Raw genomic sequence first — 20,246 nt, 5'->3', positions numbered from 1 at the left:
TGCCCGGCCGTGATCCAGTCGACGGGGCCGGATCAGGAGACGTACGACCATGACAGCCCCGGAAGCCGAGAGCCTCCGCGTCCGGCCCGGCCCCGCGCGGCGACCGGCCCGGCGCGCGCAGGCACCCGTGGTAGTGGTGGTCGCATTCGGCGGCGCGCTCGGCGCGACGGCCCGCTACGCACTGTCCCTGGCATGGCCCACGCCCCCCGGCGGCTTCCCCTGGGCGACCTTCTGGGCCAACGTCGGCGGCTGCGCCGTGATCGGCGTGTTCATGGTGGTCGTCACCGAGGCGTGGGCCGCCCACCCACTTGTCCGCCCGTTCTTCGGCACCGGCGTACTCGGCGGCTTCACCACCTTCTCCACCTACGCCGTCGACATCCAGAAGCTCCTCGACGGCGGCCACCCCGGCACGGCCCTCGCCTATCTCGCCGCGACCCTGCTCGCGGCCCTGACGGCGGTGTGGGCCGCCGCCGCGGTGACCCGCGGCATCCTCAAGCCACGACATGGCCCGAATGAAGGGTCGGTTCCGGGCGAAACGGCCGGGAAAGGTGAGAAGTCGTTGTGAACTGGCTGTTGGTCGTCCTCGGGGCCATGGTCGGTGCTCCACTGCGCTGTCTGACCGACCGCGCGGTACAGTCCCGGCACGACTCGCGCCTGCCCTGGGGCACGTTCGTGGTGAATGTCACCGGCTGTCTGATCCTGGGCCTGCTGACCGGGGCGTCCTCGGCCGATCCGCACCTGCGGCTGCTGCTGGGCACCGGCCTGTGCGGGGCGCTGACGACGTACTCGACCTTCTCGTACGAGACCCTCAGGCTGACCGAGACCGGTGCGGGGCTCTACGCTGCCGCCAATGCCGTCGCGAGTGTGACGGCGGGCCTCGGTGCGACCTTCGCCGGCGTGTCGCTCGCCCAGACGGTGTGGGCGTAGGCACGGGCCGCACAACCGGGCATAGTAAGACTGTCTACAGCACTGTCGACCAACTTCTCAGCAGAACTGGATCCCATGAGCGCCATCTCCGTCGGTCAAGCCGTCGTCCTCGGTGTCGTCGAGGGGGTGACCGAATTCCTCCCCGTGTCCTCGACCGGCCACCTCAAGATCACCGAGGGGCTCATGAACATCCCCGTCGACGACAAGTCCGTGGTCGGCTTCTCGGCGGTCATCCAGGTCGGCGCCATCGCCGCCGTGCTGGTGTACTTCTTCAAGGACATCGTGCGGATCGTCTCCGCCTGGGGCCGCGGCATCCGCAACAAGGAGGAGCGCTACCACCACGACTACAAGTTCGCCTGGTGGGTGATCTACGCGACCATCCCGATCGTCGCGGTGGGCCTGGCCGCCAAGCCGCTGATCGACGGCCCGCTCGCCTCGCTCTGGGTGGTCGCGGGCTCGCTGATCGTCGGGTCCGGCGTGATGTGGGCCGCGGACCAGATGGGCCGGCACAAGCGCGGCGAGGACGACACCTCGTTCAAGGACGCGATGCTGGTCGGCTGCTCCCAGATCCTCGCCCTGCTCTTCCCCGGCTTCTCCCGCTCCGGTGCCACCATGTCCACCGCGCTCATCCTCGACCTGGACCGCGTCGCCGCCACCCGTCTGTCCTTCTTCCTCGGCATCCCGGCCCTGACCGGCGCAGGCCTGTACGAGCTGAAGGACGCCCTGGGGGCGGGCGTGGGCGCCGCTCCGCTGGCCGTCGGCACGATCGTCTCCTTCGTGGTCGCCTACGCCTCCATCGCGTGGCTGCTGAAGTTCGTCGCCAAGCACTCCTTCAACGCCTTCGTGCTGTACCGGATCGTCATCGGCGTGGCGCTCTTCGGTCTGCTGGGCTCCGGGGTGCTCGACGGCTGACGGACCTGAGGCCGTCCGTGTTCTCCCGCGGGGTGTGATGCAGAGTTTCATGCATCACACCCCGTGAATGTTTCCTTTCCGGGTGTGCCTTGACACCGCCGTCCCGTAACCCGCAGGATCGAGCCCGTGAACCTGTCAGACAGCCAGACAGGTGGCCCGGTTCCCCGGCGCGTCAGCGCGATGGAAGCCGTACTCGGCCACCTCCGCGGTGCCATCGAACGCGGCGAGTACGCGATCGGCGACAAGCTCCCCTCCGAGGCGGAGCTCTGCCGCACGCTCGAGGTGTCCCGGCCCGTGCTCCGGGAGGCGCTGCGGGCCCTCCAGACGATGGGCCTGACGGTCTCCCGGACCGGCAAGGGCACCTTCGTCGTGGCCAGCGCCGTCGAAGACCCCACCTTCGGCGACTACGCGGCCAGCGACCTGCTCGAGGTGCGCCGGCACATCGAGATCCCGGTCGCCGGGTACGCGGCGGTGCGCCGCACCCCCGAGAACCTCGACCACCTCGCCCACCTGCTCGACCGCATGGAGCGGGAGACGGACACCACCGTGTGGGTCGCGATGGACACCCTCTTCCACCTCGCCGTGGCCGAGGCCGCCCAGAACCCGGTCTTCCGCCGGGTCATCGAGGAGATCCGCGACGCACTGGCGCGTCAGTCGGCCTTCCTCAACGAGCTGGGCGGCCGCCGTGAGCAGTCCAACCGCGAGCACCGGGCGATCGTCGAGGCGCTGACCGACGGTTCCGAGCACGACGCGGTGGAGGCCATGAGTCACCACCTCGACCGCGTCGAGACGACCCTGACCGACATCGTGCGCTCCCCGCGCGCGGACACCCCCACGGAAGGCGGACCCGAGGCGTGAGCGAGCACCTCAAAGAAGAGACGCGCCCCTCGTCCGGTCACGTCGACGCCGGAGACGCGGGCTACAGCAAGTCCCTGAAGTCCCGGCACGTCAACATGATCGCCATCGGCGGCGCCATCGGCACCGGCCTCTTCCTCGGCGCCGGCGGCCGTCTCGCCGACGCCGGCCCCTCCCTGTTCGTGGCGTACGCGGTCTGCGGCGTCTTCGCCTTCCTCGTCGTCCGCGCCCTCGGCGAACTCGTGCTGTACCGGCCGTCCTCCGGCGCCTTCGTGTCGTACGCCCGGGAGTTCCTCGGCGAGAAGGGCGCGTACACCGCGGGCTGGATGTACTTCCTGAACTGGGCGACCACCGGCATCGCCGACATCACCGCGGTGGCCACCTACACCCACTACTGGGGCATGTTCTCCGACATCCCGCAGTGGGTGATCGCGCTGATCGCCCTGGCCGTCGTCCTCACCGTGAACCTGATCTCGGTGAAGGTCTTCGGAGAACTGGAGTTCTGGTTCGCGATCGTCAAGGTCAGCGCGCTCGTCGTCTTCATGTGCATCGGCATCTACCTGCTGGTCACCCAGCACCCGGTCGACGGCAACCACCCCGGCCCGTCCCTGATCACCGACAACGGCGGCGTCTTCCCGGGCGGCCTGATGCCCATGCTGCTGATCATCCAGGGCGTCGTCTTCGCCTACGCCTCCGTCGAACTGGTCGGCGTCGCCGCCGGTGAGACCGAGAACCCCGAGAAGATCATGCCCAAGGCCATCAACTCGATCATGTGGCGGGTGGGCCTGTTCTACGTCGGCTCGGTCGTCCTGCTGTCGATGCTGCTGCCCTGGAACAAGTACTCGGCGGGGGAGAGCCCCTTCGTCACGGTGCTGTCCAACATCGGTGTCCCGGCGGCCGGCGGCGTGATGAACCTGGTCGTCCTCACCGCGGCGATGTCCTCGCTCAACTCCGGCCTGTACTCCACCGGCCGCATCCTGCGCTCGATGGCGGTCAGCGGCTCGGCCCCGAAGTTCACCGCGAGGATGAGCCGCAGCCAGGTGCCGTACGGCGGGATCCTGCTCACCAGCGGTATCTGTGTCCTGGGCGTCGGCCTCAACTTCGTCGTCCCCGCGGACGCCTTCGAGATCGTGCTCAACTTCGCGGCGATCGGTATCCTTGCCACCTGGGGCATGATCATGATCTGTCACCTGTTCTTCTGGCGGAAGACCCAGAAGGGCGAACTGACCCGGCCCGGGTACCGGCTGCCGGGTTCCCCCTGGACCGAACTCGTGACGCTGGCGTTCCTCGTCTCCGTCCTGGTCCTGATGTACGCCGACGGCGGCGCCGGACGCACCACCGTGCTGTGCCTGCCGCTGATCGTCGGAGCGCTGGTCGCCGGCTGGTACGCCATCCGCGGCCGTACGGCGCGCCAGTCCGCCGGGACCGACGCGTGAACCGCGCGCCGGTCCACCACACCCAACCAGTGATACAGGCAGTGATGTACAGCAGTTCCCCCGCGCAGGCACCCCTCGTCCGCGAGCCGCTCCACGCTCCCGTCGCCCACCTGATACGCGGCGGGATCGTCGAGGGCGTCCACTACGGTTCCGTCGTCGTCCTCGATGGCGAGGGCCAGGTCCGGCTCCAACTCGGCGACATCGAGGCGGCCTTCTACCCCCGCTCGGCCCTCAAACCCGTACAGGCCGTGGCCATGGCGCGGCTCGGGCTGCCGCTCGACGGCGCCCTGCTGTCCCTGGCCGCGGCGAGCCACTCCGGCGAGGAGTACCACCTCGCCGGCACCCGGCGCATCCTCGAACTCGCCGGGCTCACCGAGGACGACCTGCGCAACGTCCCCGACCTGCCGTACGACCCCGTCGTCCGGGACGCCTGGGTGCGGGAGGGCCGGCTGCCCTCCCGGCTCGCCCAGAACTGCTCCGGCAAGCATGCGGCGATGCTGTGGACCGCCAAGCTCAACGGCTGGTCCCTGAAGGACTATCTGGACCCCGCGCACCCCCTCCAGCAGGCGATCGCGGAGACCGTCGAGGACCTCACCGGCCAGCGCATCGCCCGCGTGACCGTCGACGGCTGCGGCGCCCCGCTGTTCTCCGTCTCCCTGCACGGCCTCGCCCGGGCCGCCGCCCGGATCACCACCGCGGCGCCCAGCACGGCGGAGGCGCAGGTGGCCGACGCCATGCGTGAGCACGCGGAGATGGCCTCCGGCTCCGGCCGTGATGTCGCCGCCCTGATGCGGGCCGTGCCCGGCCTGCTGGCCAAGGACGGCTTCGAGGGCGTCCAGGTCGCGGCCCTCCCGGACGGCCGCGCCGTCGCCGTCAAGATCGCCGACGGCGCCAACCGGGCCCGCGTCCCGGTCGCCGCCGCCGCCCTCGCCCGCGCGGGCGTCGACCCCGCCCTCCTCACCGAGTTCGCGGGCGAGCCGCTGCTCGGCGGCGGGGAGCCCGTGGGCTGCGTACGCGCGGTCCGCGCCCTCGACCCGGTCCCGCTGACGGCCTGCGCGTAGCCGCGACGCTCGGTTTCGGCGGGGTCCGCGGTGTTGTCTGCGACGCTTGGGCGGTCGGCTCGGTGGGCGGTGTTCGTGGGGCCGGTCGGGTCTGGTTCACGGGCGGTGTCCGTGGTGTTCGTTGAGTGTGATCGCCGGGCCGCGTCGGTGGTGTCGGCCGGGGCCGATTGCCGGGCGGTGCCCGTCGGGTGTGATCGCCGGGCGGCGTTCGTGGTTTCGGCCGGGTCTGCGGCGCGGGGGCGGTCGGCTCGGTGGGCGGTGTTCGTGGGGCCGGTCGGGTCCGGTCGGCCTGCGGTGCCCGGGGTGCCGCTCGGGGCCGGTCGCCGGGCAGGCGCCACCGGCATGGCTGTGTCCGGCCGTGCACCCCGGCGGTTGCGCGGGACCGCGGCCGGCCGCCGGATGTGGTTCCGACGGTGCGGGCGGTCATGTTCGGGTGTTGCCGCGCCGGTTCGGCCGGGGACGCGGCCGGAACCTCGCCCGGTACGGCGCCGAGCCGTGCCGTTGGCGCAGGGAGACGGACGACCGCCTGCCCTGCGACGGCGTCAGGGCGCCGGACCGGTCGGGCCGTACTGCCGGTCCGGGTTCGATGCCGAGCCGGTGTCCAGGGTGCGGCTGCCGTCCGGCGGACGGGCGCCGGGGGATGCGTGCCCCGGCGGTGGATGCCGGGACCGTCGGCCTGACCTGCCCGCAGCACGGGATCCGTCGGCGGAGGCCGGCCCGACCGTGCCCGTCGCGTCCGAGGCGTCGAGGCCCGGCCCGATTCCGTTTCCCCTTGCGGGTGGTCAGCCCCCGTCGCGGTCCCCGCCGAAGCCCGCGCGGCCACCCATGCCGCCCAACCCGCCCGCACCGACCCACCCCACCATCACCTCCGTACCTCCGAAAGAGGCCCGCACCCCATGACCGCCGCCACCACCCGCACCGAACACGACCTGCTCGGAGACCGTGACGTCCCCGCCGACGCGTACTGGGGTGTCCACACCCTGCGCGCCACGGAGAACTTCCCCATCACCGGCACGCCGATCTCCGCCTACCCGCACCTGATCGACGCCCTGGCCGCCGTGAAGGAGGCCGCCGCGCTGGCGAACGAGGAACTGGGGCTGCTGGAGCCGAGGAAGGCGGCCGCCGTCGTCGAGGCCTGCCGGGAGATCCGGGACGGCAAACTGCACGACCAGTTCGTCGTGGACGTCATCCAGGGCGGTGCGGGCACGTCCACCAACATGAACGCCAACGAGGTCGTGGCCAACCGGGCGCTGGAGCTGCTGGGGTACGAGAAGGGGCGGTACGCGCACCTGCACCCCAACGAGGACGTCAACCTCGGCCAGTCGACGAACGACGTCTACCCGACCGCCGTCAAGATCGCGACCGTCTTCGCGGTGCGCGGGCTGCTCAAGGCGATGGCCGTGCTCCAGGACTCCTTTGCCCGCAAGGCGGTCGAGTTCCGGGACGTGCTGAAGATGGGGCGCACGCAGTTGCAGGACGCGGTGCCGATGACGCTGGGCCAGGAGTTCTCGGCGTTCGCGGTCATGCTCGACGAGGACCGCAGCCGGCTCGCGGAGGCCGTCGAGCTGATCCACGAGATCAACCTGGGCGCCACCGCGATCGGCACCGGGCTCAACGCCCCCGCCGGGTACGCCGAGTCCGCCCGCCGCCACCTCGCCGCGATCACCGGGCTGCCCCTGGTCACCGCCGCCAACCTGGTCGAGGCCACCCAGGACTGCGGCGCGTTCGTCCAGATGTCCGGCGTGCTCAAGCGCATCGCGGTCAAGCTCTCCAAGAGCTGCAACGACCTGCGCCTGCTGTCCTCGGGGCCGCGCGCGGGCCTCGGCGAGATCAACCTCCCGCCCGTGCAGGCCGGTTCGAGCATCATGCCGGGCAAGGTCAACCCGGTGATCCCCGAGGTCGTCAACCAGGTCGCCTTCGAGGTGATCGGCAACGACGTCGCCATCACCATGGCCGCCGAGGCCGGACAGCTCCAGCTCAACGCCTTCGAGCCGATCATCCTGCACTCCCTCTCGGAGAGCATCACGCACCTGCGGAGCGCCTGCCTCACGCTCGCCGAGCGCTGCGTGAACGGCATCACCGCCAACACCGAGGCCCTGCGCGCCACCGTCGAGAACTCCATCGGTCTGGTCACCGCCCTCAACCCGCACATCGGGTACACGGCCGCCACCGACATCGCCAAGGAGGCCCTCGCCACCGGCCGCGGCGTGGCTGAACTGGTCCTGGAGAAGGGCCTGTTGCCCGCCGAGACGCTCGCCGGCCTGCTGCGCCCGGAGATCCTCGCGGGCAGCGTGGCACCCCTCGCCTGACCTGCGTCGGCGCAGGAGCGACGGACGCATCGGGACCGGCCGGAGGCACAATAGTGATCATGACAACGACGTCGTCCTTCACCTTCCTGCCGGTCCTGGAGCGCATCGCCGAGGAGATCGAGCGGACGCCCGGCCGCGGGCGTCCCGCCGACTACATCCCGGCGCTCGCGGCGTGCGACCCCCGCCGCTTCGGCATGGCCGTCGCCGAGCTGGACGGCACGGTCTACGGGGTGGGGGACTGGCGGCAGCCGTTCTCGGCGCAGTCCATCACCAAGGTCTTCACACTCGCCCTGGACCTGGCCCGCGAGGGCGACGCCCTCTGGGAGCACGTGGGCCGCGAACCCTCCGGCAACCCGTTCAACTCCCTGGTGCAGCTGGAGTACGAGAACGGCATCCCGCGGAATCCTTTCATCAACGCGGGCGCCCTCGTCGTCACCGACCGCCTCCAGACCCGTACCGGCGACGCGTCCGGAGAACTGCTGGCCTTCCTGCGCGCCGAGAGCGGCAACGCGGCCCTGGACTTCGACAAGGACGTCGCCGCGTCCGAGACCGCGCACGGTGACCGCAACGCCGCCCTCGCCCACTTCATGGCGTCCTACCACAACATCGACAACCCGGTGCCGGTCCTCCTCGAGCAGTACTTCCGGCAGTGCTCCATCGCCGCCTCCTGCGCCGACCTCGCCCTGGCCACCACCTTCCTGGCCCGGCACGGCATCCGCGCCGACGGCACCCGCCTGCTCACCCGCAGCCAGGCCAAGCAGGTCAACGCGGTGATGCTGACCTGCGGGACGTACGACGCGGCCGGGAACTTCGCCTACCGGGTCGGCCTGCCCGGCAAGAGCGGGGTAGGCGGCGGGATCATCGCGGTCGTACCGGGCCGCTGCACGCTGTGCGTGTGGAGCCCGGGGCTCGACGAGCGCGGCAACTCCGTGGCGGGTGTGGCGGCCCTCGACCGGTTCACGACCCTGACCGGACTGTCGGTGTTCTGATCCTCCACGGTCCGTACACAGGCTTTCGGGTCCGATCACGTTCCGGTCACGCGCAGGCCGCCCTTCGGAGGGGGCCAGGTCGCCTTCCGGTCATTCGGCGTTGACACGCTGCCCCAGTGTTGGCCATGGCTTTTCCCGTCGATCTCCGCCGCTGCCAGGTACTGGGGCTGGCCGGCACCGCCTGCCTCGCGCTGGGCGGTGAGACGGCCGGAGCCCTGCCCGTGCGGGAACTCCTCGGCCCCGCCTCCGTCAGCGCCGCCCTCGGCCTGGTCGGCGTGTACTTCGGCGTCGTCCTGCTGATCGCGGCCTGGCTGCTGCTGGGACGCCTGGTGCGCGGCGACCGTCCGCCCACCCCACGGGCGCTGCTCCTGGTCCTCGCCGTGTGGGCGGCCCCGCTGCTGCTGACACCGCCGCTGTTCAGCCGGGACGTGTACAGCTACCTCGCGCAGGGCGCCATGGTCGATGCCCACATGGACGTGTACGCGCACGGGCCGGCCCGGCTCGGCGGCCCGCTCGCCGACGAGGTCGCCCCGGTGTGGCGGAACACCGGTGCCCCGTACGGCCCTGCCTTCCTGGCGATCACCTCCGCCCTGGCCGGCCTGACCCGGGGGGAGCTGCCCGCCGGGCTGTTCGGGATGCGTCTCCTCGCGCTGTCGGGTGTGGCCCTGATGGCCGCCGCGCTGCCTCGCCTGGCCCGGCACAGCGGCGCCGACCCGGCCGCCGCCCTGTGGCTCGGCGCCCTGAACCCGCTGGTGCTGCTGCATCTGGTGGCCGGGGCCCACAACGACGCCATCATGCTCGGCCTGCTCGGCCTCGGCCTGGTGGCGGCGCTGGGGCGTCGGCCGGTCGTGGGCGCCGTACTCGTGACGCTCGCGGCCCTGGTGAAGGCGCCCGCCGCGCTCGGCCTGCTCGCGATCGTCGTCGTCCAGGTGCGCGCGGGGCACAGACCGGTGCGGGCCGTGCTGACGACCTCGCTGGCGGCGGGCGCGGCCACGGCCGTCGCGACCGCCGTCGCCGGGACCGGGTACGGCTGGATCACCGCGCTGGACACGCCGGTCTCCCCGCACAACTGGGCGCTCACCAGCCTGCTCGGCCGCGCCACCGGCGCCCTGCTCGAACGCCTCGGCAGCGACCTGGCCCCGCTGGCCGTCCCGGCCTGGCACGTGCTCGGCCTCGCGGTCACCGCGGCCGCCGTCCTCCTCATCTGGATGCGGCTGCGACCCGCCCCGGTCTACGCCCTCGGCCTGAGCCTCGCGGTGGTGGCCGCCTTCGGCCCGGCGATCCGCCCCTGGTACGCACTGTGGGGCCTGTTCCTGATCGCGGCCGCCGCGCCCAGCACCTCGATACGGCGGCGGGTGGCCGCTGTCACGGGCGTGCTCGCGCTGGCGGTGCTGCCCAGCGGCGGCCCCGCGGACACCGGGCAGCTGGTGCTCGCCGTCTCCGGCGGTGCTCTCGCGGTCGTCGTCCTGGCACAGGCCCACCAGGCCGCCCGGGCACCGGTCCTGGGGCGTGCGGCGTGAGGGGGCCGGGCACCGACCGGGGGCGGGTGCTCCTCGTCCTGGCCCTCGGCGCGGCCGTGACCGTCTTCACCGCGACCGTGCCGCTGCTGCGCGACTTCTTCGACCTGCGCGTCTACTACGGGGCCGTGGACGGCTGGGTCCACCACGGCGGCCGGATCTATGACTACCGGGTGCCGGGGACGCCGTACGGTTTCACCTACCCGCCGTTCGCCGCCCTGGCCATGCTGCCGATGGCGCTCCTGCCCCTGCGCGCCGCGATCGCCGCGTCCCTGCTGCTGAACCTGGCGGCGCTGGCGGTGGTGCTGCGCATCCTGGCCGGGACCGCCTGGCGCCGACACGGCTGGTACGGCTGGGCCCTGGCCGCCTGTCTGCTCGCGCTGTTCGAGCCGCTGCGCGACACCTTCAGCTTCGGCCAGGTCAACCTGCTGCTGCTGGCCCTGGTGCTGGCCGACGGCCGGCTGCTCGCGACCGGTCGGGGCCGCTGGGCGGGCGCCGGCATCGGAGTGGCCGCCGCGATCAAGCTCACCCCGGCCGTCTTCATCGGTCTGCTGCTGCTCGCCCGCCGGTGGCGGGCCGCCGCGCTGGCGACGGCGGTAGCCGCCGGGGCGACCGCGCTGGCGGCCTGGGCGGATCCCGGAGCCTCCCGCTTCTACTGGACCGAGGCGCTGTGGGACACCGGCAGGGTCGGCCGGCTGGACTACGTCTCGAACCAGTCGCTCCAGGGTGTGCTGGCCCGGCTCGGCGAACCGGGCCGTCCGGTGTGGGCGACGGCCGTGCTGCTGGTGCTGTGCGTGTGGGCCTGGCGGGCGCGCGGGGCGGTCGCGGCCGGTGACTGGCCGGCCGCCTTGGCCCTCACCGGCCTCACCGCCTGCCTGGTCAGCCCGATCACCTGGGTGCACCACCTGGTGTGGCTGCTGCCGTCCTTCGCCGTGCTGGTCCGCGCCGGTCACCCGCGCCTGGCGGGCGCCCTGTACGCGGTGCTGTGCACCAGTGTGGTGTGGCTCTGGTACGACGACGCGTCCGGCCTCGGCGGGTTCCTGGGCAGCAATGCCTACACGTGGATCACCCTCGGCCTGCTGTTCGGCCTGCCGGCCGGTCAGCCGTCCGCCTTCCGGCTGCCCTTGGCGCGCAGCGCCAGTGCCACGGCCGCCGTGCCGAGACAGGCGGCGCCCGCGATGACCCCGGCGTCCGGCCAGTCGGATCCAGTGTCGGCGGGGGGCGGCGGCGGGGCCGCCACGGGTGGCGCGGACGCGGCGGGGTGGGGCGGGCGCGGGATCAGGGCGTCCAGCGAACCCACCGGATCGACGCGACCGGACGCGGCGAAGCCCCAGTCCAGCAGTGCGCGCGCCTCCTCGTACACGGCCAAGCCGCCGCCCTCCTGAGGGTTCATCACAGTCGTCACGAGCGTGCGCCCGTCCCGGCGCGCGGCGGCGACGAGCGTGTTGCCCGCGTTGGTGGTGTATCCGTTCTTGATGCCGATGAGACCGGGGTACGGCTTCACACCGTCCTCGCCGGTCAGCAGCCGGTTGGTGTTCTCGATGCCGTACGACCCGCCGTCGTCGCCGGGGAATTGGGCCTGGGCGGTGGAGCAGTACCGCGCGAAGTCGCCGTTGCGCAGCCCGGCACGGCCGAAGACCGCCAGGTCGTACGCCGACGACACCTGGCCGGGCATGTCGTAGCCGTCCGGCGAGACGACCCTGGTGTCCAGGGCGCCCAGGGCGCGGGCCCTGACCTGCATCCGGTCCGCCGTGGTCTGCCAGCCGCCGGCGAGGGAGGCCAGGACGTGCACGGCGTCGTTGCCCGAGCTGAGGAAGACCCCTCGCCACAGGTCGGCGACCCGGTACGTGTGCCCCTCGACCACGCCGACCAGGCTGCTGCCCTCGCCGACGTCCGCCAGCTCCTTCGTGTCGACGGTGTGCCGGAAGCCGCCGGGCAGGGTCGGCAGCACGGTCAGGGCGAACAGCGTCTTGAGGGTGCTGGCGGGCGGCAGCCTGCGGTGTGCGTCGGACGAGGCCAGCACCTCACCGCTGCCGGCGTCCGCCACCAGCCACGACAGCGCGGAGACGGCCGGGATCTCGGGCACCCCTGGGTGCGGACGGACCTGTGTGCCGGAACGGTAGAGGAGCGACGGTTGCGGGACCGCTGCCCTCGGCCGTCCGGGCGGGGCGGGGTCCGCCGACGCCGGGGCGAGGGCGAGCACCCCCGCGACGCACAGGGCGCAGGTCGAGGCAGCCACCCGGGAAGTGAATCCGATCATCATATGAATCAACGTAGGAACGGACGTGCCGCGGACCGCGTTGCCCGGGCCGGAGGGCACCGGGAGGCACCCGGATGCCGCACGCGGATCAGTCCGTCGGCAGCGTCGGCTGGACCTGCCTCAGGAACGTCGCGTTGTCGGGGGTCTCGCGCATCCGCCGCAGCAGCGTCTCCAGGTTCGCCGGGCCACCGTCCCGCGACCGCAGCGCGCGGCGCAGACCTCGTACGGTGGTCAATTCGGCCGGGGTGAGCAGGAGTTCCTCGCGACGAGTGCCGGAGGCGTCGAGGTCGACGGCCGGGAACAACCGGTGGGAGGCCAGTTCCCGGTCCAGGCGGAGCTCCATGTTGCCGGTGCTCTTCAGCTCCTCGAAGAACAGGCCGTCGGCGCGGGAGCCGGTGTCCACCAGGGCGGTGGCCAGGATGGTGAGCGAGCCGCCCTCCTCGGCGTGCCGTGCCGCGCCGAAGAACCGCTTGGGGCCGAGGAGGGCGCCCGCGTCGACGCCGCCGGTGAGGGTGCGGCCGCCGGCGGAGGCCGCGTTGTTGTGGGCCCGGCACAGACGGGTCAGGGAGTCGAGCAGGATGACGACGTCCTCGCCGTCCTCGACGAGCCGCCTGGCGCGCTCGACGACGAGTTCCGCGAGCGCGATGTGGTCCTTGGCCGACCGGTCGAAGGTCGAGGCGTACACCTCGCCGCGGACCGAGCGCCGCATGTCGGTGACCTCCTCGGGGCGCTCGTCGAGCAGCAGCACCATCAGCCGGCATTCGGGGTGGTTGCCCGCGACGGCGGCGGCGATCTGCTGGAGCAGCACGGTCTTGCCGGTCTTCGGCGGGGCCACGATGAGCCCGCGCTGGCCCTTGCCGACGGGGGTGAACAGGTCGGCGACGCGTCCGGCGAGTCCGGACGCCGGGTGTTCGAGGCGGATCCGCTCGCGCGGGTGCAGCGGAGTCAGGTCACGGAAGTGGCGGCGTCCACGGAGCGCCTCGGGCGTGCGTCCGCCCACGCGCGCCACGTCGGTCAGTGTGCGCCGCTCTCCGCGGACGCCCTCGACGAGGTCGCCGCGGCGCAGGCCGTGCCGCCGGATCAGCGCGGGGGAGACCTGGAGGTCGGCGGACGAGGGCAGGCAGCTCTCGGCGCGCAGGTGCCCCTTCCCGTGCGTGTCGATGTCGAGGACACCGGTGACGAGCTGCTCGGCCGGGCGCTGCTGCCGTGCGGGAGGGTGTTCGAGTGTGGTGCTGGTCATAGGGGTGAGGTCCTTTCCGGACGGTTGGTACGAAGGCATGAGAAGGGGGGATCTGGCCGCGAGGGGGAGGGCGTGGGAACACGCCTCCGGCGGCGGAAGCAGCACCTCGGGTGATCGCGGACACGACGCGCCTGCGGCGGAAACGTCCTGCTCACGAGGTGGTGCGGAGAAGCCGGTGTGCCGGTCGCGAAGCGACGGGCGGATCGGCTGAGCGAAGTGGAACGGGCACCGGCGCCCGAAACGGGGCGCACCTTGATGCTGATCGCACTGTACCAGCGGTCCCGCATCCGTCAACATGGCATCGGTCGGGCCTATTCCCATGCCCCCGTGTCTGCGCCACGATCCGCCGGGCGAGCCTTGGGCGGTCGCGGCAGCGGCATCCTCAGAGCATCGGCCGGGCGGGAGGCCGCGTTGGCGGTGGGCTCCATGCTCGGCAGCCACCACGGAGCACGGAACGCGAGTTGACTCGGAACACCGCTCCGGACGGCGCCGGATGAGCCTACGATCGGGCGAGCCGCACTCCTCGTACGGTCGTCAGGAGATCCCGTTGGAGAGTTCGTCCTCCGCACCGCCGCACCGTATGGACCCCTCCGGTGGCTGCCCGCATGCCGACAACTCCCGGCTGCTCGCGCGGGGCGCGGTGGCGTCGGTGGTGCTGCCCGGGGAGATCGCGGGCATGGTGGTGCTCGGGCACGAGGCACTGAAGGAGTTCCTCCAGCATCCCGAAGTGGCCAAGGACGCCCGGCACTTCACCGCGCTCCGCGAGGGGCGGATCGCCGAAGGGTGGCCGCTCATGACCTTCGCGACCGTGGAGGGCATGACCACCGCCGACGGGGAGGACCACCGTCGGCTGCGGTCGCTGGTCAGCCGGGCCTTCACGCCCCGGCGGGTCGAGGAACTCAGACCCCGCGTAGGGGAGTTGGCGGAGTCTCTGCTCGATGAGCTGGCCCGCGCGGCGGAGGCGGAGGGCGGGGTCGCCGATCTGCGGCGGCACTTCGCGCTGCCGCTTCCGATGGGTGTCATCAGCGAACTGCTCGGAGTGGACGAGGAGTTCAGAGACCGGCTGCACCGTCTGTGCGACCAGGTCGTGGCCACCGACATCGGGCCGCGCGAGGCCGTCGCCGCCAACCGCGAACTCGTCGAGGTGCTCGGCGCGATCGCCGCCGCCAAGGCCGAGCGGCCCGGCGACGACCTCACCGGGGCCCTGATCGCCGCCCGTGACGAGGCCGGCGTCCGGCTCAGCCAGCGGGAGCTGATCGGCACCCTGGTGCTGATGATCATCGCCGGGCACGAGACCACGCTGAACCTGATCACCAACGCCGTGCGGGCCCTGTGCGGCCACCGAGACCAGCTCGACCTGGTGCTGAAGGGCGAGGCGAGCTGGGGCGACGTCGTCGAGGAGACGCTGCGCTGGGACGCGCCGGTCAGCTACTTCCCGTTCCGGTACCCGGTGCGGGACCTCACCGTGGACGGCACGGTCATCCCCAAGGGCACACCCGTCCTCGCCGGATACTCGGCCGCCGGACGCGACCCGGCCGCACACGGCCCGGACGCCGACCGGTTCGACGTCACCCGGCCCGCCCGCCCGGACGCCGTACGCAACCTGTCCCTCGGCCACGGCGCCCACTACTGCCTGGGCGCCCCGCTGGCCCGCCTGGAGGCCGGCATCGCACTGGAGCGGCTGTTCACCCGCTTCCCCGGCCTGGACCTCGCCGAACCGGAGACCGCCCTCGCACGGCACGCCGGCTTCGTGGGCAACAGCGTACGGGCGCTCCCCGTGCGGCTGACGCCCTGAGAGCCCGCGTCCGAACCGCATACCAGCCATACGAACCCCCGATGGCCCTTCCCTGACGCATTTCTTGTTCCGGTCAAAGCCCCTCCCTACGCTGCCACCACCGCACTCGGGCGGCATGGGACAAGGGACTTGGCAATCATGGGCCGACTGGCCGGAAAAATCGCTTTCATCAGTGGGACGGGAGCCGGAATAGGCCGGGCGGCGGCACAGGTTTTCGCGGCAGAGGGCTCACTTGTATTCGGCTGCGACATCGACGAGAAGAACGCCGCGGAAACCGTCGAACTCGTGGAGAAGGCCGGCGGAGTCATGCGATCGCTCGCGCCCGTCGACCTGTCCACCGAAGCCGGCGCACGGGAGTGGATCGAGGCCGGGATCGAGTCCTTCGGCGGGATCGACATCCTCTACAACAACGCCTCCGCACTGCGCAACGGGCCGTTCGAGACGATGCCCGCCGACGACTGGTACTTCACGATCCGCAACGAGCTGGACATCCCCTATTTCTGCACCCGGGCGGCCTGGCCGTACCTGATCGCACGCGGCGGCGGAGCCGTCCTCAACGTGGCCTCCGTGGCCGCCGTGCGCGGCGCCCCCTTCATGCCGATGGTGCCGCACGGCGCCGCCAAGGGCGGGGTGCTGGCGATGAGCAAGCACCTGTGCGCGGCCGGCGCCCCGCACCGCATCCGCGTCAACACCATCGCTCCCGGAATGACCCGCACGTCGGCGACCGCGCCCTTCCTGGACGATCCCGAAGGGCCCAGGGCGCAGCTGGAGGCGCGGATCCCGGTCGGCCGGATCGGCGAACCCGAGGACATCGCGCGCGCCGCGGCCTTCCTCTGCTCCGACGAGGCGGCCTTCGTCAACGGCGCCAACCTGATGGTCGACGGCGGCGACAGCGCGATGGCGGGCTGAGCGGCCGTGCGCGCACGACTCGACCACGTGGGCGTGAACGTACGTGATCTCGCCGCCCAGACCGCCTGGTACCGGCGGGCGTTCGGTCTGACGACCGTCTTCGAGTTCCACCTGGAGGGCCCCGGCCTGACCGGCGTCGTCCTCGAACACCCCGACGGCTGGCGGCTGGAACTCCTCGCCCGCCCCGGCTCCGCCCCCGGTCTGAGAGCGCCGGACCCGGTGACCGCGGTCCTCACCGAGGGATACGGGCATTTCGCGGTCACCACCCCCCGGCTCGACCCCGTTCACGCGGCCCTGCTGGCCCACGGAGCCCACGAGGTCATGAAACCCGGGCCTTCCCCCGAACCCGGCATACGCATGGCCTGGGTCGGCGACCCCGAGGGAAACCTCATCGAACTCATAGAGCGATGGAGTACGGAATGACCAACGCTGTGAAAAAACTCGACACGGGCACCCTCATAGCGTGCTGTCTGGCAGTTGCCGCCGCGCAGCTGTGCATTACCGTTCCCTCGCCCATCAACGGGGAAATCCAGGCCGCTTTCGGGGCATCGGGATCCCAGGTCGCCTGGGTCACCTCCGCCTTCATTCTCCCCACCGCGATTCTCGAGCTGAATTTCGGTGTGGTGGGCGACCTCTTCGGCCGCAAACGGCTGCTGGTGCTCGGCGGCTTCGTCCTCGCCCTCGGTGAACTCCTCAACGCCACCTCCCAGAACATCAGCATGCTCTGGGCCGGGCAGGCCCTCGCCGGCATCGGCGCCGCCGCGCTGTTCCCCAGCTCCCTCGCCGTGATCGCGGCGGCCACCCCGGAGGAGAAGGACCGCGCGAAGGCCGTCTCCACCTGGGCGCTGAGCATCTCCATCGCCTCGGCCGCGGGCCCGCTGTCCTCCGGTGTGCTCGCCACGGTCGCCGACTTCCGCTTCGCGTTCGTCCCGCCGGTCGTCCTCGGCCTGGCCGTCGGCGTCACCTCCTGGCTCCTGGTCACCGACTCCAAGGCGCCCGAGGGCCGTGCCCTGGACTGGACCGGCCAGATCACCGTCGCCGTCGGCCTGACCGCCCTGCTCTGGGGCATCATCGAGGGCGGCGACCGCGGCTGGAGCAGCCCCGCGATCGTGGGCGCGCTGTCCCTGGCCGCGGTGGCGCTGGTCGGGTTCGTGTTCGCCGAACAGCGGTCCGCCTCCCCGATGTTCGACCTCGGCCTGCTGAGGATCCCGTCGTTCGCCGCCGCCGCGGTCGTCGCCCTCACCGGGATGTTCGGCTTCATCGGCACCGCCTACTGCGTCTCCATCCGGCTCGGCGCCGTGATGCACCTGAGCGCGCTCAGGGCGGGCATGCCGTTCGTGATCCTCCAGCTGATCCCGCTGCTGCTGGCCCCGGTGCTGAGCCGGATGCTCACCCGGGTGGAGCCGCGATGGCTGCTCATGGGCGGGCTGCTGCCGATGGCCGTCGGCCAGTTCTGGATCGCCGCGCTGCCCATCACCACGACCTCCCTGGCCGCCTTCATCGGCCCGGTGCTGCTGCTCGGCGTCGGCTTCATCTGCGTCGTCTCCTCGCTCACCTCGGCCGCCGTGAACGCCGTGCCGATCGAGATGACCGGCATGGCCAGCGGCGCCACCAGCCTGGTGCGCGAGTTCGGCCAGGGCCTCGGCCCCGCCGTCATCAGCACCATCGCGATGAGCGCCGCTTCCTCCGCGCTGGCCGGCAAGCTCAGCGGCGCGGACGCCGGGATGGAGGCGGCGGCCGGTCCGCTCGCCGTCGTCAACGCCGGCAGCGACAGCGCCCGCGCCGCCGCGCAGAGCGCCCTCGCCCACGGCATGGCGATCGGCGTGGTGATCTGCGGCTGCGCCTCCCTCGCGGGCGCGCTGGTCACGCTGCTGCTGGTCCGCAAGAACGCGGCGCGAGCGACGGCCGGGGCCGACGAGCCGGCGGTGCAGGTCGCGTCCGCGTGAGCACGCCGTACCACCGACGAGGCCGGGGCCCGCGCCCCGGCCTCGTCGGTGTTCCCGGAAAAGTCCGCCGGAAAAGTCCGCCGATGTCCCGGCCCGTGCCAGATCCAGGCGGCCATCGCGGCCTGCCACACCACCGCGGCCACGGCCGAGGACACCGCCGCATGGGCCGCAGCGGGGAGGCCGCCCCAGGTGTATGCGCAGGCGCTGGAACTGTCGACAACGACGCGGAAAGGTGGTTCCTGGAACGGCGGCTCGCGCAGTGTCGGTCCGGGCGCGGCCGATGGGTCGGTGGGGTGGAGCGGCCCGGGCCCGATTGTCACCGAGCCGCACCAGATGTCCCCAGACCATAACGATCCCTGACGTGACGGGACTTGACCGCCCACATGCATTATCTTCACGTCATGTCCACGCCGCCCACGCCGCAGCAGCAGCCGCCCGACCAACCGTCGGACGCGCCCGCTCAGCCGACCGCGTACCCCTACCCGAACCCACAGTCGCCGCCGCCCGGCGGGCCGGCCGGTTTCCCGCCCCCGGCGTCCCCGGCGGTCCCGGGCCAGGCCCAGCAGGGCTTCTACGCCTACCCGACCCTGGTCGGCCAGCCGGCGCAGGCCCAGCCCGGCCAGCCGCAGCAGGACAACCCGTACGCGCAGCAGGGTCCCTACGGCCCGGTGCCCGTCCCGCCGCCCGGCGGCGGCAACGGCGGTGCCGGACGGGCGGTCCTGTGGGCCGTGGTCGGCGCGGTGGTGGCCTCGGCGGCCTGGGCGGCCGGCGTCTTCCTGATCGGCGGCAAGGACAGCGCGGACCTGCGCGGCTACTCCGCACCCTCGAACCTCTGCTCGGGAGGCGACTACTCCTCCTTCAAGGACGAGTACCCCGACAACGACAGCTCCCCGACCCACAACTCGCTCAAGGCCGACGCCCTCGACGAGGGCTACTGCAGCCTCAGCCTGAAGAAGACGGGTTCGAGCTACGCGGACGCCTACCTGACCGTCCAGATGGACCTGCACAAGAAGACGGACCCCGGGCCGGAGTTCACGGCCACCTGGAAGAACTACGACGACAGCCACTCCGGTTACGACGTGGAGAACGTGAACGGCATCGGTGACGAGGCGTACCTCGTCACCGAGGACACCACCAGCGGCTCCTCCAGCGGCTCCCGCTACGCCACGCTGGCCGTGCGGGACGGCTGGATGACGTACACCATGAGCTACAGCGCCTACCTGTCCTCGTACGACACGGACAAGGACCCGCCGAAGCTCGACGAGGTGACCGACTGGCTGAAGTCGGACACGAAGGCCACCTTGGAGAACCTCAAGGGCTGACGCCGTCCAGCGCGTTCGTGATCGCCTTCACCCCGCCGTGCGCCGTGTAGCCGCCGTCGACGGTGATCTCGGCGCCGTTGACGTACGACGCCTCGTCGGAGAGCAGGTAGACGACCAGGGGTGCGACCTCGTCGACGGTGCCGGGGCGGCCCTGCGGGGTCAGGCCGAGGTGGGCGCGGACGAACACCGGGTTCGCGGACTCCATCAGCGGTGTCTCGATGTAGCCGGGGTGCACGAGGTTCGTGCGGATGCCGCGCGGGGCCAGTTCCAGCGCGGCCACCTTCGACAGGCCGCGCAGCGCCCACTTGCTGGCGGTGTAGGCCACCGCGTGGTGGGCGGTCAGGGCGGCCACCGAGCCGACGTTCACGATCGAGGAGCCGGCCGGCATCAGCGGGGCCAGCGCCTGGACGCCGAGCAGCGGGCCGGTCGTGTTCACCGCGAACGCCCGGTTCCAGTCGGCGAGTTCGACCTGCCCGAGCCGGGCCCGCATCGGGATGCCCGCGTTGTTGACCAGTCCGTGCACGACGCCCAGGGACTCGGCGAGGGCCGCCCAGTCGTCCGGGGACGTCACGTCGAGGTGCCGGTAACGGACGTCCAGGCCGTCGCCGCGCAGGGCCGCGGCCAGCTTCTCACCGGACTCGTCCGACACGTCCGTGGCGATCACCGTCGCCCCCTCACGGGCCGTCGCCGCGGCCTCCGCGGCGCCCTGGCCCTGTGCGGCTCCGGTGATCACGACGGTACGACCCGCCAGACGCATGCGGCTCACGG

At 72.1% G+C, this 20,246-nt stretch carries 17 protein-coding genes and 1 pseudogene; 15 read left to right on the top strand and 3 right to left on the bottom strand.

The genetic code is table 11. From position 1 onward, the window contains the following. The first annotated feature begins 49 nt into the window (after window positions 1–49). From crcB (ACWGJM_RS32840) to ACWGJM_RS32795, 10 genes are all read left to right on the top strand, one after another. Entirely contained in the window at window positions 50–565 is a 516-nt protein-coding gene (gene crcB / locus ACWGJM_RS32840) for a fluoride efflux transporter CrcB (protein WP_453415378.1), read from the top strand. Beyond that, the gene (gene crcB, locus ACWGJM_RS32835) at window positions 562–927 is read left to right on the top strand and encodes a fluoride efflux transporter CrcB (RefSeq protein ID WP_453415377.1); all 366 of its coding nucleotides are present in this window, start codon (window positions 562–564) and stop codon (window positions 925–927) included. The genes crcB (ACWGJM_RS32840) and crcB (ACWGJM_RS32835) overlap by 4 nt, the downstream gene beginning before the upstream one ends. 75 nt (window positions 928–1,002) lie before the next feature. Next, entirely contained in the window at window positions 1,003–1,839 is an 837-nt protein-coding gene (locus ACWGJM_RS32830; RefSeq protein ID WP_453415376.1) for an undecaprenyl-diphosphate phosphatase, read from the top strand. A gap of 126 nt (window positions 1,840–1,965) precedes the next feature. Next, window positions 1,966–2,697, top strand: a complete 732-nt coding sequence (locus ACWGJM_RS32825) for a FadR/GntR family transcriptional regulator (RefSeq protein ID WP_453415375.1) — start codon at window positions 1,966–1,968, stop codon at window positions 2,695–2,697. Next, window positions 2,694–4,130: an amino acid permease gene (locus ACWGJM_RS32820; RefSeq protein ID WP_453415374.1), complete on the top strand. Its 1,437-nt coding sequence runs from the start codon at window positions 2,694–2,696 to the stop codon at window positions 4,128–4,130. The genes ACWGJM_RS32825 and ACWGJM_RS32820 overlap by 4 nt, the downstream gene beginning before the upstream one ends. A 44-nt stretch (window positions 4,131–4,174) precedes the next feature. Then, window positions 4,175–5,191 (top strand): asparaginase, encoded by a 1,017-nt coding sequence (locus ACWGJM_RS32815; RefSeq protein ID WP_453415373.1) that lies wholly within the window; start codon window positions 4,175–4,177, stop codon window positions 5,189–5,191. Window positions 5,192–6,087: 896 nt separating this feature from the next. Beyond that, window positions 6,088–7,500 (top strand): aspartate ammonia-lyase, encoded by a 1,413-nt coding sequence (gene aspA / locus ACWGJM_RS32810; protein WP_453415372.1) that lies wholly within the window; start codon window positions 6,088–6,090, stop codon window positions 7,498–7,500. A gap of 59 nt (window positions 7,501–7,559) precedes the next feature. Further along, window positions 7,560–8,489, top strand: a complete 930-nt coding sequence (locus tag ACWGJM_RS32805) for a glutaminase (protein ID WP_453415371.1) — start codon at window positions 7,560–7,562, stop codon at window positions 8,487–8,489. Window positions 8,490–8,614: 125 nt separating this feature from the next. Next, on the top strand, window positions 8,615–10,009 hold the full coding sequence (gene mptB, locus ACWGJM_RS32800; protein ID WP_453415370.1) for a polyprenol phosphomannose-dependent alpha 1,6 mannosyltransferase MptB: 1,395 nt from the start codon (window positions 8,615–8,617) through the stop codon (window positions 10,007–10,009). Then, window positions 10,006–11,391, top strand: a complete 1,386-nt coding sequence (locus ACWGJM_RS32795) for a glycosyltransferase 87 family protein (protein WP_453415369.1) — start codon at window positions 10,006–10,008, stop codon at window positions 11,389–11,391. Before mptB ends, ACWGJM_RS32795 begins: the two co-directional genes overlap by 4 nt. 11 nt (window positions 11,392–11,402) lie before the next feature. Here the strand turns inward: ACWGJM_RS32795 and ACWGJM_RS32790 are convergent. Both ACWGJM_RS32790 and rho read right to left on the bottom strand, forming a co-directional pair. After that, window positions 11,403–12,266: pseudogene (locus ACWGJM_RS32790) on the bottom strand (D-alanyl-D-alanine carboxypeptidase family protein); the annotation flags it as partial. Window positions 12,267–12,354: 88 nt separating this feature from the next. Then, window positions 12,355–13,545, bottom strand: coding sequence for a transcription termination factor Rho (gene rho, locus ACWGJM_RS32785; protein WP_453415368.1), 1,191 nt, complete (start codon window positions 13,543–13,545; stop codon window positions 12,355–12,357). A 541-nt stretch (window positions 13,546–14,086) separates the two neighbouring features. Here rho and ACWGJM_RS32780 point away from each other — a divergent pair. The 5 genes from ACWGJM_RS32780 to ACWGJM_RS32760 all read left to right on the top strand — a co-directional run bounded on the left by ACWGJM_RS32780 (window position 14,087) and on the right by ACWGJM_RS32760 (window position 19,478). Then, window positions 14,087–15,301: a cytochrome P450 family protein gene (locus ACWGJM_RS32780; RefSeq protein ID WP_453415410.1), complete on the top strand. Its 1,215-nt coding sequence runs from the start codon at window positions 14,087–14,089 to the stop codon at window positions 15,299–15,301. 138 nt (window positions 15,302–15,439) lie between these two features. Then, window positions 15,440–16,210 carry an SDR family NAD(P)-dependent oxidoreductase gene (locus tag ACWGJM_RS32775; RefSeq protein ID WP_453415367.1) on the top strand — a complete coding sequence of 257 codons (771 nt, stop codon included), beginning with the start codon at window positions 15,440–15,442 and terminating at the stop codon, window positions 16,208–16,210. Between the two features lie 6 nt (window positions 16,211–16,216). Continuing rightward, window positions 16,217–16,633 (top strand): VOC family protein, encoded by a 417-nt coding sequence (locus ACWGJM_RS32770; protein ID WP_453415366.1) that lies wholly within the window; start codon window positions 16,217–16,219, stop codon window positions 16,631–16,633. Further along, window positions 16,630–18,156 (top strand): MFS transporter, encoded by a 1,527-nt coding sequence (locus ACWGJM_RS32765; protein WP_453415365.1) that lies wholly within the window; start codon window positions 16,630–16,632, stop codon window positions 18,154–18,156. The genes ACWGJM_RS32770 and ACWGJM_RS32765 overlap by 4 nt, the downstream gene beginning before the upstream one ends. Before the next feature lie 401 nt (window positions 18,157–18,557). Continuing rightward, window positions 18,558–19,478, top strand: a complete 921-nt coding sequence (locus ACWGJM_RS32760) for a hypothetical protein (protein ID WP_453415364.1) — start codon at window positions 18,558–18,560, stop codon at window positions 19,476–19,478. On the opposite strand, the gene ACWGJM_RS32755 is transcribed toward ACWGJM_RS32760, so the two are convergent. After that, window positions 19,468–20,244, bottom strand: coding sequence for an SDR family NAD(P)-dependent oxidoreductase (locus ACWGJM_RS32755; protein ID WP_453415363.1), 777 nt, complete (start codon window positions 20,242–20,244; stop codon window positions 19,468–19,470). The two genes, ACWGJM_RS32760 and ACWGJM_RS32755, sit on opposite strands and share 11 nt — an antisense overlap. Window positions 20,245–20,246 lie beyond the last annotated feature (2 nt).

The sequence above is a fragment of the Streptomyces sp. NPDC054834 genome (assembly GCF_053611185.1).
Note: the sequence above shows the minus strand (reverse complement) of the source record. Positions and strands in the feature narration are given on the sequence as shown.

What these genes read in the sequence shown, in the direction of transcription:
- crcB (WP_453415378.1), top strand. Translation starts at nt 50, where the DNA reads ATGACAGCCCCGGAAGCCGAGAGCCTCCGCGTCCGGCCCGGCCCCGCG.
- ACWGJM_RS32830 (WP_453415376.1), top strand. Translation starts at nt 1,003, where the DNA reads ATGAGCGCCATCTCCGTCGGTCAAGCCGTCGTCCTCGGTGTCGTCGAG.
- ACWGJM_RS32815 (WP_453415373.1), top strand. Translation starts at nt 4,175, where the DNA reads ATGTACAGCAGTTCCCCCGCGCAGGCACCCCTCGTCCGCGAGCCGCTC.
- aspA (WP_453415372.1), top strand. Translation starts at nt 6,088, where the DNA reads ATGACCGCCGCCACCACCCGCACCGAACACGACCTGCTCGGAGACCGT.
- ACWGJM_RS32805 (WP_453415371.1), top strand. Translation starts at nt 7,560, where the DNA reads ATGACAACGACGTCGTCCTTCACCTTCCTGCCGGTCCTGGAGCGCATC.
- mptB (WP_453415370.1), top strand. Translation starts at nt 8,615, where the DNA reads ATGGCTTTTCCCGTCGATCTCCGCCGCTGCCAGGTACTGGGGCTGGCC.
- rho (WP_453415368.1), bottom strand. Translation starts at nt 13,545, where the DNA reads ATGCCTTCGTACCAACCGTCCGGAAAGGACCTCACCCCTATGACCAGC.
- ACWGJM_RS32780 (WP_453415410.1), top strand. Translation starts at nt 14,087, where the DNA reads ATGGACCCCTCCGGTGGCTGCCCGCATGCCGACAACTCCCGGCTGCTC.
- ACWGJM_RS32775 (WP_453415367.1), top strand. Translation starts at nt 15,440, where the DNA reads ATGGGCCGACTGGCCGGAAAAATCGCTTTCATCAGTGGGACGGGAGCC.
- ACWGJM_RS32765 (WP_453415365.1), top strand. Translation starts at nt 16,630, where the DNA reads ATGACCAACGCTGTGAAAAAACTCGACACGGGCACCCTCATAGCGTGC.
- ACWGJM_RS32760 (WP_453415364.1), top strand. Translation starts at nt 18,558, where the DNA reads ATGTCCACGCCGCCCACGCCGCAGCAGCAGCCGCCCGACCAACCGTCG.